Genomic DNA, 13,554 nt, shown 5'->3' on the forward strand with positions numbered 1-13,554 from the left:
TCCGCCTGAATGTTATCTACGCATGAATGCGTATTCTGATTGTGGTTGTGCGACGTAATGCCCCGGCCCGACGCATTGCAACGAGACGGCTGCAACCTCTTCGCCACGCTGATAAATATTGCTGGGAAGATCGTCCGATAGCAGTACGCGCTGTGGCCGCAGTCGGGATGGTTCAGCAACCGGAACTGCCGCCAGTAATTTACGCGTATAAGGGTGCTGCGGATTTTCAAAGATCGCGCGCCGGGGGCCTATTTCGACAATTTGCCCGAGATACATCACCGCTACACGATGGCTGATCCGCTCCACGACCGCCATATCGTGGGAGATAAACAGATATGCAATACCGAAATCACGCTGGAGATCGAGCAACAAGTTGATAATCTGCCCGCGAATAGAAACATCCAGCGCCGACACGGCTTCATCGGCAATAATGACTTTGGGATTCAACGCAAGCGCACGGGCAATACAGATACGCTGACGCTGACCGCCGGAAAACTCATGCGGGTAGCGCCACGCATGTTCGGGTAACAGACCAACGCGTTCCAGTAGCCACGCAACGCGTGCAGCAGCGTCTTTACCCTGCAATAACCCATGAACACGCAGCGGTTCTATGATCGAATCACCGATCGTCTGACGTGGGTCCAGCGAAGCGTAAGGGTCCTGAAAAATAAACTGAATATCGCGGCGCAATGCCTGAAGTTTGCCGGGTGACAAGGTATCGATTCGCTGACCGTTAAAGATAATTTCGCCGCCCTGCGATTCGACCAGGCGCAGCAACGCCCGCCCGGTAGTGGATTTACCGCTGCCAGACTCGCCCACCAGCGACAACGTTTCACCCGGCCAGAGATCAAAACTAACCTTTTCAACGGCGTGCACTTCCCGCGTTACGCGATTCAACAACCCACTACGCAAAGGGAAACGGGTGACCAGATTACGCACCTGTAAAACAGGTTCGCCATCAACCACCGTTTTCTGCTCGACAGGGCGTTCCTGTTTAGTCGGATGTTCAAGCGATATCAACGGGAAACGTCGGGGATAATCTTGCCCTCTCATCGCGCCAAGCTGCGGAACAGCAGCCAATAGCGCACGGGTATAAGGATGCTGTGGCGCATGAAAAATCTGTTCGACGCTGCCCGTTTCCACCGCCTCGCCCTGATACATCACCAGTACCCGATCGGCAATCTCCGCCACCACGCCCATGTCGTGAGTGATAAAGATGACGCCCATCGACATCTCTTTTTGCAACACTTTGATTAATTGCAGGATCTGCGCCTGAATGGTGACGTCCAGTGCGGTCGTCGGCTCATCGGCTATCAGCACCGCCGGGCGACATGACAGCGCCATGGCAATCATCACCCGCTGGCGCATCCCACCGGAGAGTTGATGCGGATAACGCGAAAGAATGGTTTGCGCTTCCGGGATGCGAACCTGATCCAGCATCCGTTTCGCCTCCGCCATTGCTTCTTCACGACTGGCGTTCTGATGCAGACGGATAGACTCGGCAATCTGCTCGCCCACGGTAAATACCGGATTTAGCGACGTCATTGGCTCCTGGAAAATCATCGCCATATCCGCACCGCGTATATGCTGCATTTGCCGGGAACTCTGCTCACTAAGCTCAATCACCTCACGACTGCGGCGCCGCAATACCATTTTGTCGCACTGCACCAGGCCGCCCGCCTGTTCAAGCAGACGCATCAGCGCCAGTGCTGTGACTGACTTGCCGGAACCGGACTCTCCAACAATCGCCAGTGTCTCGCCACGTCGCAGGCTAAAAGAGAGACCGCGAACCGCTGCCACTTTTTGCTGGTCCTGCATAAAGGCAATATTGAGATTATCAACCGCCAGCACATCACCGGCATCAAGCTCATCACTGTGTGGCAACGGTGTCCCCTTTTTCACGATAGATACCGGTGGTTGGCGTATCGCCTGCGTAGCCCCAGGCGCGATACATTCCCTCGGTGTTAAACGGTAGCGCGACGTTACCTTCGTGATCGATAGCGATTAGACCGCCACTGCCGCCGAGCGCAGGGAGTTTTTCCATAACGACCCGCTCGCAGGCTTGTGCGAGGCTTAATCCGCCGTAATCCATCAACGCGGCAATGTCATACGCCGCCAGCGCGCGAATGAAGACTTCGCCCGTGCCGGTACAAGAAACTGCCACGTTGGCGTTATTGGCGTAGCACCCGGCGCCAACCAGCGGGCTGTCGCCGACCCGACCAGGTAATTTATTGGTCATTCCCCCCGTGGACGTGGCAGCCGCCAGATTGCCATGGAGATCCAATGCCACAGCTCCCACAGTGCCCATTTTCTGTTGTTCATCCAACGGTGCGCCACTATGGTCAAGGAGCGTTTCCCCTTCCTCACGCGCCGCCAGCAATTGTTCATAACGCAAAGGCGTGGAGAAAATCTCCGGCGAGACGCGCTCCATGCCATGAGCAAAAGCAAAATTTTCTGCGCCCTCACCTATCATCATCACATGCGGGCTTTGTTCCATCACCAGACGGGCGGCAAGAACCGGATTACGCAGATGACTGACGCCCGCCACAGCACCGGCTTTCAGGGTGTTGCCATCCATCACGCAGGCGTCGAGCTCATGGGTTTCATCACGCGTAAAGACAGCGCCAGTTCCAGCGTTAAACAGTGGACACTCTTCCAGCAAGCGCACGGCTTCCGTCACTGCATCCAGCGCACTTGCGCCCGCTTCGAGCATTTTCTGTCCGGTTTCGACAATGGCTGACAGTGCCTCAATGTAGCGTAATTCCTGTTGCAGACTCATCTGTGCGCGGCTAATTGCGCCTGCGCCGCCGTGAATTGCAATCACTGCTTTGCCCATAGTATTCGTCCATTAAGGGTGGCTCGCCACTTTGCTATAAATATCAGAATTTTTATGAATTATTCATTCAATTTTTGAATATAGAAAGATGTATATGGCATGTAAAGGCAGGAGCCCGCTCTACGACCGAGGTGGCATACAGTCCGTGGCGTTTTTCTGACATAATAGGCGGATTCGATTTTGCCCCGCAGGAGTGTTTTCATGGAATTTACCACCGGTTTGATGTCGCTCGACACCGCGCTTAATGAGATGCTTTCTCGCGTTACCCCTTTGACTGCCCAGGAAACGCTGCCACTGGTTCAGTGTTTTGGTCGTATTCTGGCGAGCGATGTGGTTTCGCCGCTCGATGTCCCTGGATTTGATAACTCGGCAATGGACGGCTACGCGGTTCGCTTAGCCGATATCGCCTCCGGGCAACCGCTTTCTGTTGCTGGCAAATCGTTTGCCGGTCAGCCGTATCATGGTGAATGGCCTGCTGGCACCTGTATTCGCATTATGACCGGTGCTCCGGTGCCGGAAGGCTGCGAAGCGGTGGTGATGCAGGAACAGACCGAACAAACAGACGCAGGAGTGCGTTTTACCGCTGAAGTGCGTAGCGGGCAAAATATTCGTCGTCGCGGTGAAGATATCTCTGCGGGTGCGGTTGTTTTCCCGGCGGGTACTCGCCTGACTACCGCAGAGCTGCCGGTGATTGCTTCGCTGGGAATTGCCGAAGTTCCGGTGATTCGCAAAGTGCGTGTGGCGCTGTTTTCCACCGGTGATGAACTCCAGTTGCCAGGTCAGCCGCTGGGCGACGGTCAAATCTACGATACCAACCGTCTCGCCGTACACCTGATGTTAGAACAACTGGGTTGCGAGGTGATCAACTTAGGGATTATCCGCGACGATCCACATGCCCTGCGTGCCGCATTTATTGAAGCCGACAGCCAGGCGGATGTAGTGATCAGTTCTGGCGGTGTTTCGGTTGGCGAAGCAGATTACACCAAAACTATTCTCGAAGAGCTGGGTGAAATTGCCTTCTGGAAGCTGGCGATTAAACCGGGCAAACCGTTCGCGTTCGGTAAACTCGGCAATAGCTGGTTCTGCGGCCTGCCGGGTAATCCGGTTTCAGCAACGCTGACATTCTACCAACTGGTACAGCCGTTACTGGCAAAATTAAGCGGCAACACCGCCAGCGGCCTGCCTACGCGCCAGCGTGTACGCACGGCTTCTCGCCTCAAGAAAACGCCTGGTCGTCTTGATTTCCAGCGTGGTGTGCTGCAACGCAATGCCAACGGCGAACTGGAAGTCACCACTACCGGACATCAGGGCTCACATATATTTAGCTCCTTTAGCCTCGGCAACTGTTTTATCGTGCTGGAACGCGATCGCGGCAATGTGGAAGTGGGCGAATGGGTGGAAGTCGAGCCATTTAACGCGTTATTCGGAGGCCTGTAATGGCGGAACTCAGCGATCAGGAGATGCTGCGCTACAACCGGCAAATCATCCTGCGTGGTTTTGATTTTGACGGTCAGGAAGCGTTAAAAGATTCTAGCGTGCTGGTCGTCGGCCTTGGTGGACTCGGCTGCGCAGCCTCGCAGTATCTGGCAAGCGCCGGTGTTGGTAACCTGACGCTGCTCGACTTCGACACTGTTTCGCTCTCGAATCTGCAACGCCAGACGCTACACAGTGACGCTACGGTCGGGCAACCGAAGGTTGAATCTGCTCGTGATGCCCTGGCACGGATCAATCCCCATATCTCGATTACGCCGGTGAATGCGTTGCTTGATGACGCTGAGCTTGCAGCGTTGATTGCTGAACACGATCTGGTGCTCGACTGTACGGATAACGTAGCGGTACGTAATCAACTGAATGCTGGCTGTTTTGCCGCAAAGGTGCCGCTGGTTTCCGGGGCAGCAATTCGTATGGAAGGGCAAATCACCGTCTTTACTTATCAGGACGGCGAGCCTTGCTACCGCTGCCTTAGCCGTTTGTTTGGCGAGAACGCGCTAACCTGCGTGGAAGCAGGTGTGATGGCGCCGTTGATTGGCGTAATTGGTTCGTTGCAGGCAATGGAAGCGATCAAACTGCTGGCAGGTTATGGCAAACCTGCCAGCGGAAAAATAGTGATGTACGATGCGATGACCTGTCAGTTCCGCGAAATGAAACTGATGCGCAATGCGGGATGTGAGGTTTGCGGGCAGTAATTGTCGCCTCCAGGCCTGATAAGACGCGGCAGGCGTCGGTGCACTCCGCCACGTCATAAGCAATTTATGAGGATGCAGAACATCCTGTTAAATCGACGTTCTGCCAAACGCGCCCTGCCAGTCCTGCTCAAACTTCGCCACGGCAGCATCAACCGCCGGATAGCTAATCATCTGCTGCGCCACATCCAGCGGCAGGGTGATTGATTCACATCCTGCCAGTAAGCAGTCCAGCGCCTGACGCGGGGTTTTGAAACTCGCGGCTAACACTTTCGCCTGTGGCACATGCATTTTCAGTAACTGATGCAAATCGGTCACGGTTTGAATACCGCTCCCCCCCTGAGCATCAATACGGTTGACGTAAGGCGCAACATATTCCGCGCCCGCCAGCGCCGACAACAGCCCTTGTGCTGCGCCATACACCGCCGTGCCCAACGTCGGGATCCCTTCCGCTTTTAACATTTTGATAGCTGCCAGCCCCTCGGCGGTCACCGGTACTTTCACCACGATATCCGCAATGATAGAACGCAGTTTGCGCGCATCGTTCACCATGCCTTCAGCAGTGGTAGACATTACCTGGGCAAACAAACGCCCCTGACTGCCCATCGCTTCGTGAAGTTCCGGAAGCACAACGTCCAGCGGTTTTTTACCCGCAGCGATAATGCTCGGGTTAGTGGTCACACCCGCCAGCGGAAAAACGCGCGCCAGCACCTTCACTGCAGCAACGTCTGAAGTATCCAGATACAGTTCCATAACCATCCTCAAAATGTACTTTTGTCTGAAACCAGACTACCACGAGAAAACTCTCTGAACAGTTGACGCACATCAACATAACTTTCATTCGAAAGTAATTTAATGTTTGAACGAAACAGAGAGGCATCTATGATCTTCAATATTCAACGCTACTCGACCCACGACGGTCCCGGCATTCGCACAGTGGTTTTTCTGAAAGGTTGCTCGCTGGGTTGCCGCTGGTGTCAGAACCCAGAAAGCCGCGCCCGCACGCAGGATCTGCTGTATGACGCGCGTCTGTGCCTGGAGGGCTGCGAGCTGTGTGCTAAGGCCGCCCCGGAAGTGATTGAGCGCACGCTGAATGGCCTGCTTATCCATCGGGAAAAGTTAACCCCTGAACATCTGACGGCGTTAACCGACTGCTGCCCGACACAGGCGTTAACAGTGTGCGGCGAAGTGAAAAGCGTTGAGGAGATCATGGCGACCGTTCTGCGCGATAAACCGTTTTACGATCGCAGCGGCGGCGGATTAACGCTTTCTGGCGGTGAACCGTTTATGCAGCCGGAAATGGCGATGGCGCTACTGCAAGCCAGCCACGAGGCCGGCATTCATACTGCGGTAGAAACCTGCCTGCATGTGCTGTGGAAATATATCGCCCCTTCTCTGCCCTATATCGATCTGTTTCTTGCCGATTTAAAACACGTCGCCGACGCGCCGTTTAAACAGTGGACCGACGGTAACGCCGCCAGAGTGCTGGATAACCTGAAAAAACTCGCCGCAGCGGGCAAAAAAATCATCATTCGCGTGCCGCTGATTCAGGGCTTTAATGCCGATGAAACCTCTGTGAAAGCCATTACCGATTTTGCCGCCGACGAGCTGCACGTTGGCGAAATTCATTTCCTGCCCTACCACACGCTGGGCATCAACAAATATCACTTACTTAATCTGCCCTATGACGCCCCGGAAAAACCGCTTGATGCGCCAGAACTGCTCGACTTTGCCCAGCAGTATGCCTGCCAGAAAGGGTTAACCGCGACTTTACGAGGATAACAACCATGACAACACTGAAACTGGACACGCTCAGCGACCGCATTAAAGCGCACAAAAATGCGCTGGTGCATATTGTGAAACCGCCGGTTTGTACCGAGCGCGCACAGCACTATACCGAGATGTATCAACAACATCTCGATAAGCCGATCCCGGTACGTCGCGCACTGGCACTGGCACATCACCTGGCGAATCGCACCATCTGGATCAAACACGATGAGTTGATCATCGGCAACCAGGCAAGCGAAGTTCGTGCCGCGCCGATCTTCCCGGAATATACCGTCTCCTGGATCGAAAAAGAGATTGATGATCTGGCGGATCGTCCGGGTGCTGGTTTTGCGGTGAGCGAAGAGAACAAACGCGTTCTGCATGAAGTGTGCCCGTGGTGGCGCGGTCAGACGGTACAGGATCGCTGCTACGGCATGTTTACCGATGAGCAAAAAGGCCTGCTGGCGACCGGTATCATTAAAGCAGAAGGCAATATGACCTCCGGCGATGCGCACCTGGCGGTGAATTTCCCGCTGCTGCTGGAAAAAGGGCTTGATGGTCTGCGCGAGAAAGTGGCGGAGCGTCGCTCGCGTATCAACCTGACGGTACTGGAAGATCTGCACGGCGAGCAGTTCCTGAAAGCCATTGATATCGTGCTGGTGGCAGTCAGTGAACACATTGAACGTTTCGCTGCCCTGGCGCGTGAAATGGCAGCCACCGAAACTCGCGAAAGCCGTCGTGATGAACTGCTGGCGATAGCAGAAAACTGCGATCTTATCGCCCACCAGCCGCCGCAAACTTTCTGGCAGGCGCTGCAACTGTGCTACTTCATCCAGTTGATTTTGCAGATTGAATCTAACGGTCACTCGGTTTCGTTTGGTCGTATGGACCAGTATCTCTATCCGTACTATCGCCGCGACGTTGAACTCAACCAGACGCTGGATCGCGAACACGCCATCGAGATGCTGCATAGCTGCTGGCTGAAACTGCTGGAAGTGAACAAGATCCGCTCCGGCTCGCACTCGAAAGCCTCTGCGGGTAGCCCGCTGTATCAGAACGTCACCATTGGCGGGCAAAATCTGGTTGATGGTCAACCAATGGATGCGGTGAATCCCCTCTCTTACGCGATCCTCGAATCCTGCGGTCGCCTGCGTTCCACTCAGCCTAACCTCAGCGTGCGTTACCATGCGGGAATGAGTAACGATTTCCTCGACGCCTGTGTGCAGGTGATCCGTTGTGGCTTCGGGATGCCGGCGTTCAACAACGACGAAATCGTCATCCCGGAATTTATTAAACTCGGTATTGAACCGCAGGACGCTTACGATTACGCAGCGATTGGTTGTATCGAAACCGCCGTCGGCGGTAAATGGGGCTATCGCTGCACCGGCATGAGCTTTATCAACTTCGCCCGCGTGATGCTGGCGGCGCTGGAAGGCGGTCGTGATGCCACCAGTGGCAAAGTGTTCCTGCCACAAGAAAAAGCGTTGTCTGCGGGTAACTTCAACAACTTCGATGAAGTAATGGACGCGTGGGATACGCAAATCCGTTACTACACCCGCAAATCAATCGAAATCGAATATGTCGTCGACACCATGCTGGAAGAGAACGTGCACGATATTCTCTGCTCGGCGCTGGTGGATGACTGCATTGAGCGAGCGAAAAGTATCAAGCAAGGCGGCGCGAAATATGACTGGGTTTCTGGCCTGCAGGTCGGCATTGCCAACCTCGGCAACAGCCTGGCGGCAGTGAAGAAACTGGTATTTGAACAGGGTGCGATTGGTCAGCAACAACTGGCTGCCGCACTGGCGGAAGACTTCGAAGGTCTGACTCACGAGCAACTGCGTCAGCGTCTGATTAACGGCGCGCCGAAGTACGGCAACGACGATGATAGCGTCGATACGCTGCTGGCTCGCGCTTATCAGACCTATATCGACGAACTGAAACAGTACCATAACCCGCGCTATGGTCGTGGTCCAGTTGGCGGCAACTATTACGCAGGTACATCATCTATTTCCGCCAACGTACCGTTTGGCGCGCAGACGATGGCAACGCCGGACGGACGTAAAGCGCATACCCCGCTGGCAGAAGGCGCAAGCCCGGCCTCCGGTACTGACCATCTCGGCCCAACGGCGGTCATTGGCTCTGTGGGTAAACTGCCTACGGCAGCGATTCTCGGCGGTGTGTTGCTCAATCAGAAACTGAACCCGGCGACGCTGGAGAACGAATCTGACAAGCAGAAACTGATGATCCTGCTGCGCACCTTCTTCGAAGTGCACAAAGGCTGGCATATTCAGTACAACATTGTTTCCCGAGAAACATTGCTGGAAGCGAAAAAACATCCCGATCAATACCGCGATCTGGTCGTGCGTGTCGCGGGCTATTCCGCCTTCTTCACCGCGCTCTCTCCTGACGCACAGGACGATATCATCGCCCGCACCGAACACATGCTGTAATCCCCTCAGCCCGGCGTCGCCGCCGGGCTAAAACATTCACGAAATCAATTTTACTCTCGCTTTCATTCGAAATTAGTTTGTGCTCCGCATCACATTGTCATTACACTGTGGCGTTTGCATTCATTGCCGGGAGCACTTTTATGACTGTAAAAGTTATCGTTTGCGATATGGACGGTACTTTTCTTAACGACGCCAAAATGTACAACCAGTCACGTTTTATGGCGCAGTATCAGGAACTGAAAAAGCGCGATATTGAGTTCGTTGTCGCCAGTGGTAACCAGTATTACCAGCTTATTTCCTTTTTTCCTGAGCTAAAAGATGAAATCTCTTTTGTCGCGGAAAATGGCGCGCTGGTCTACGAACATGGCAAGCAGTTGTTCCACGGCGAACTGACCCGGCATGAATCCAGGATTGTCATTGGGGAACTGCTGAAAGATAAACAACTCAATTTTGTCGCCTGTGGTCTGCAAAGCGCATACATCAGTGAAAATGCGCCGGAAGCATTCGTCGCACTGATGGAAAAACACTACCATCGACTGAAACCTGTGAAGGATTACCAGGAGATTGATGACGTGCTTTTCAAGTTTTCGCTCAACCTGCCGGATGAACAAATCCCGCTGGTTGTCGACAAACTGCACGTTGCGCTCGATGGCATTATGAAACCTGTCACCAGTGGCGCGGGTTTTATCGACCTGATTATTCCCGGCCTGCATAAAGCAAATGGTATTTCGCGGTTGTTAAAACGCTGGGGTCTGTCGCCGCAAAATGTGGTAGCGATTGGCGACAGCGGTAACGACGCAGAGATGCTTAAAATGGCGCATTATTCCTTTGCGATGGGCAATGCTGCGGAAAACATTAAACAAATCGCCCGTTACGCTACCGATGATAATAATCATGAAGGCGCGCTGAATGTGATTCAGGCGGTGCTGGATAGCACCACTCCTTTCAATAAGTAATCTTCTCCCGGCCGGAGTGACCGCTCCGGCATCTCTCTTTTTTGCTCACTTTGTGCCCTAACTCAAGATTTTCATCTTGCGTTAACTTATTTTTAACTTAAAGTATCAATCGCAATCATTTTTACTTTCGAACGAAAGTTGTGAGGTTGATATGACTTTTACCCATGAGACGCTGCCAACAGATGCGAAAACGGCTATCCGTGAGATGAAAGCGGAGCTGCGGCAACAGATCGGCGATGTACAACAGGTCTTCGATAAACTCTCTGCAAAAATCGAAGCGCGTGTAGCAGAAATAGACGCACTGAAAGCGCAAGGACTGCCGGTTTGGCCGGAAGTTCCTTATAGCGACATTGCAGCAGGTACAGTGAGTGAAGCCACGCGCAATGAGATAAAACGTCGCGGCTGCGCGGTAATAAAAGGCCATTTCCCCCGCGAGCAGGCGCTGGCGTGGGATCGCGCAATGCTCAACTACCTTGATGCCAATCACTTTGATGATGTTTATAAAGGTCCCGGTGACAGCTTTTTCGGCTCGCTGGAGGCGTCTCGCCCCGAAATCTATCCCATTTACTGGTCACAGGCACAGATGCAGGCGCGGCAGAGCGACAATATGGCTGCGGTGCAATCTTTCCTTAACCGCCTGTGGAAGTCTGAAAGCAACGGCAAACAATGGTTTGATCCCGATGTCAGCGTAATCTATCCAGACAGGATCCGCCGTCGCCCACCGGGCACGACGTCCAAAGGTCTGGGCGCACACACTGATTCTGGCGCACTGGAACGCTGGTTATTACCCGCTTATCAGCGCGTTTTTGCCCATGTTTTCAACGGTAATTTTGATGATTACGATCCGTGGGATGCCGCACACCGTACCGATGTAGAAGAATACACCGTCGATAACACTACCAAATGTTCCGTGTTCCGCACGTTCCAGGGCTGGACGGCACTTTCCGATATGTTACCAGGCCAGGGGTTGTTGCATGTGGTGCCGATCCCGGAAGCGATGGCGTATGTTTTATTACGCCCGCTGTTGGATGACGTGCCGGACGACGAGCTGTGCGGCGTCGCGCCTGGTAAAGTTCTGCCTGTTTCTGAAAAATGGCACCCCTTATTGATGAAAGCACTAACGTCAATTCCGGCAATAACAGCGGGGGATTCTGTCTGGTGGCACTGCGATGTGATCCACTGTGTCGCACCGGTAGACAATCAACAGGGCTGGGGGAACGTGATGTATATTCCTGCCGCGCCGATGTGCGAGAAGAACCGGGCTTATGCGCACAAGGTCAAAGAGGCACTGGAAAAAGGCATCTCGCCGGGGGATTTCCCGCGTGAAGATTATGAAACAAACTGGCAAGGTCGTTTTACGCTGGAGGATCTGAACGTTCACGGTAAACGCGCGCTGGGCATGGATGTTTGAGAGGTGATGGATTAGTGGAAGTGAATTGATGTGAGGTTAAGGAAGTCGGTTCGATGTTGCTCAGATTGCTGACAAAGTGCGCTTTCTTCATGCCGGATGCGGCGTTAACGCCTTATCCGGCCTACAAAGCCCTTCAGATTCAATATATTGCAGGGTCTACGTAGGCCTGATAACAATCTTGCATTTGTCATCAGTAGCCCTGACATTTCCAGGGCCACTGACAATAACTTACTCGATCCCTTTACTACGCAGGTAATCTTCGTAATTACCGCTAAAGTCGATCACGCGTTCCGGGGTGATTTCCAGAATGCGGGTCGCCAGGGAGCTTACGAACTCACGGTCGTGTGAAACAAAGATCAGCGTGCCCTGATACAGTTCCAGCGCCATGTTCAGTGACTCGATGGATTCCATATCCAGGTGGTTGGTCGGTTCGTCCATGATCAGAATGTTCGGTTTCTGCATCATTAACTTACCAAACAACATACGGCCTTTTTCACCACCGGAAAGCACTTTGGCAGGCTTTTTGATGTCATCCTGACTGAACAATAAGCGACCGAGAATGCTGCGCACCGCCTGCTCGTCATCGCCTTCCTGCTTCCACTGGCTCATCCATTCAAACACGGTCAGGTCATTATCGAACTCATATTCGTGATCCTGCGCGTAGTAACCAATGCGCGCGTTCTCTGACCATTTTACGGTGCCACTATCCGGTTCCAGATCACCCACCAGCGTTTTCAGCAAGGTCGATTTACCGACGCCGTTGGTGCCGAGTACCGCCAGCTTTTCACCCACTTCCAGCAGCAGGTTGAGATTTTTAAACAGCGGACCGTTATCAAACCCTTTGGTCAGCCCTTCCACTTCCAGCGCGTTACGGAACAGTTTCTTATCCTGCTCAAAACGGATGAACGGGTTCTGACGGCTGGAGGCTTTCACCTCTTCCAGTTTGATTTTATCAATCTGACGCGCGCGCGAAGTTGCCTGACGAGATTTAGAGGCGTTGGCGCTAAAGCGGCTAACGAAAGATTGCAGCTCGGCAATCTGCGCTTTCTTCTTGGCGTTATCAGCCAGCAGACGTTCGCGTGCCTGCGTCGCCGCCGTCATGTACTCATCGTAGTTGCCCGGATAAACGCGCAGTTCGCCGTAATCCAGATCCGCCATGTGGGTACAAACCATGTTCAGGAAGTGACGGTCGTGCGAGATGATAATCATGGTACTGTCACGCTCGTTCAGCACCTGCTCCAGCCAGCGAATGGTATCGATGTCGAGGTTGTTGGTTGGTTCGTCGAGCAGAAGAATGTCCGGATCAGCAAACAGCGCCTGCGCCAGCAGCACACGCAGCTTCCAGCCAGGAGCAACTTCACTCATCGGGCCGTAGTGTTGTTCCACTGGAATTCCCACGCCAAGCAACAGTTCACCAGCGCGAGCTTCCGCAGAGTAACCGTCCATTTCGCCGTATTTCACTTCCAGATCGGCAACTTTATAGCCATCTTCTTCGCTCATTTCCGGCAAAGCATAGATGCGGTCGCGCTCCTGCTTCACTTCCCACAACTCTTTATGCCCCATGATCACCGTATCCAGCACGGTGAACTCTTCAAAGGCAAATTGATCCTGGCGCAGTTTACCAATGCGCTCGTTGGGATCGAGGGAAACGTTACCCAGCGTCGGCTCTAAGTCGCCGCCGAGAATCTTCATAAAGGTGGATTTACCACTACCGTTCGCGCCAATCAGGCCGTAACGGTTGCCGCCGCCAAATTTGACGGAAATGTTTTCAAACAACGGCTTACTGCCGAACTGCATGGTGACGTTACTGGAAACTAACACAGGCGTATCCTGAAAAGAGATATGACAAACCGCGCATTATGCCATAAATCTGAAAGAAGATCCCGTCCCCCGCTTAAGGTCTACACTCTTCCCAAAGGCAAAAAATGTGATTTCGTACACATCTGAT

The 13,554-nt window shown here is 53.5% G+C and carries 10 protein-coding genes; 6 read left to right on the forward strand and 4 right to left on the reverse strand.

All coding sequences use genetic code 11. The features are described from left to right. Positions 1 to 12: 12 nt before the first annotated feature. The gene (gsiA, locus tag HEN21_RS08805) at positions 13 to 1,884 is read right to left on the reverse strand and encodes a glutathione ABC transporter ATP-binding protein GsiA (protein WP_010351158.1); all 1,872 of its coding nucleotides are present in this window, start codon (positions 1,882 to 1,884) and stop codon (positions 13 to 15) included. Further along, on the reverse strand, positions 1,871 to 2,836 hold the full coding sequence (gene iaaA / locus HEN21_RS08810; RefSeq protein ID WP_016159014.1) for a beta-aspartyl-peptidase: 966 nt from the start codon (positions 2,834 to 2,836) through the stop codon (positions 1,871 to 1,873). The genes gsiA and iaaA overlap by 14 nt, the downstream gene beginning before the upstream one ends. Before the next feature lie 201 nt (positions 2,837 to 3,037). Between iaaA and moeA the strand changes: the two genes are divergently transcribed. Both moeA and moeB read left to right on the forward strand, forming a co-directional pair. Beyond that, positions 3,038 to 4,273, forward strand: coding sequence for a molybdopterin molybdotransferase MoeA (gene moeA, locus HEN21_RS08815; protein WP_176252361.1), 1,236 nt, complete (start codon positions 3,038 to 3,040; stop codon positions 4,271 to 4,273). Further along, a complete protein-coding gene (moeB, locus tag HEN21_RS08820) occupies positions 4,273 to 5,022 on the forward strand; it encodes a molybdopterin-synthase adenylyltransferase MoeB (protein WP_000829264.1) in 750 nt (249 codons plus the stop codon). Before moeA ends, moeB begins: the two co-directional genes overlap by 1 nt. Positions 5,023 to 5,109: 87 nt before the next feature. Here moeB and fsa read toward each other — a convergent pair whose 3' ends face one another. Then, on the reverse strand, positions 5,110 to 5,772 hold the full coding sequence (gene fsa, locus HEN21_RS08825; RefSeq protein ID WP_176252360.1) for a fructose-6-phosphate aldolase: 663 nt from the start codon (positions 5,770 to 5,772) through the stop codon (positions 5,110 to 5,112). Positions 5,773 to 5,901: 129 nt separating this feature from the next. On the opposite strand from fsa, the gene HEN21_RS08830 reads away from it, so the two are divergent. The 4 genes from HEN21_RS08830 (at position 5,902) to HEN21_RS08845 (ending at position 11,606) form a co-directional block, all read left to right on the forward strand. Next, on the forward strand, positions 5,902 to 6,801 hold the full coding sequence (locus tag HEN21_RS08830; protein ID WP_176252359.1) for a glycyl-radical enzyme activating protein: 900 nt from the start codon (positions 5,902 to 5,904) through the stop codon (positions 6,799 to 6,801). 5 nt (positions 6,802 to 6,806) lie between these two features. Further along, entirely contained in the window at positions 6,807 to 9,239 is a 2,433-nt protein-coding gene (locus HEN21_RS08835) for a glycyl radical protein (RefSeq protein WP_000209333.1), read from the forward strand. Positions 9,240 to 9,379: 140 nt separating this feature from the next. Continuing rightward, entirely contained in the window at positions 9,380 to 10,195 is an 816-nt protein-coding gene (ybiV, locus tag HEN21_RS08840) for a sugar-phosphatase YbiV (protein WP_000216899.1), read from the forward strand. A 151-nt stretch (positions 10,196 to 10,346) separates the two neighbouring features. Next, entirely contained in the window at positions 10,347 to 11,606 is a 1,260-nt protein-coding gene (locus tag HEN21_RS08845) for a DUF1479 domain-containing protein (protein WP_176252358.1), read from the forward strand. Between the two features lie 228 nt (positions 11,607 to 11,834). On the opposite strand, the gene HEN21_RS08850 is transcribed toward HEN21_RS08845, so the two are convergent. Continuing rightward, positions 11,835 to 13,427, reverse strand: coding sequence for an ABC-F family ATPase (locus HEN21_RS08850; RefSeq protein ID WP_000961452.1), 1,593 nt, complete (start codon positions 13,425 to 13,427; stop codon positions 11,835 to 11,837). Between the last annotated feature and the right edge of the window lie 127 nt (positions 13,428 to 13,554).

This window comes from Escherichia sp. 93.1518, from assembly GCF_013368915.2.
Taxonomy (GTDB): domain Bacteria; phylum Pseudomonadota; class Gammaproteobacteria; order Enterobacterales; family Enterobacteriaceae; genus Escherichia; species Escherichia ruysiae.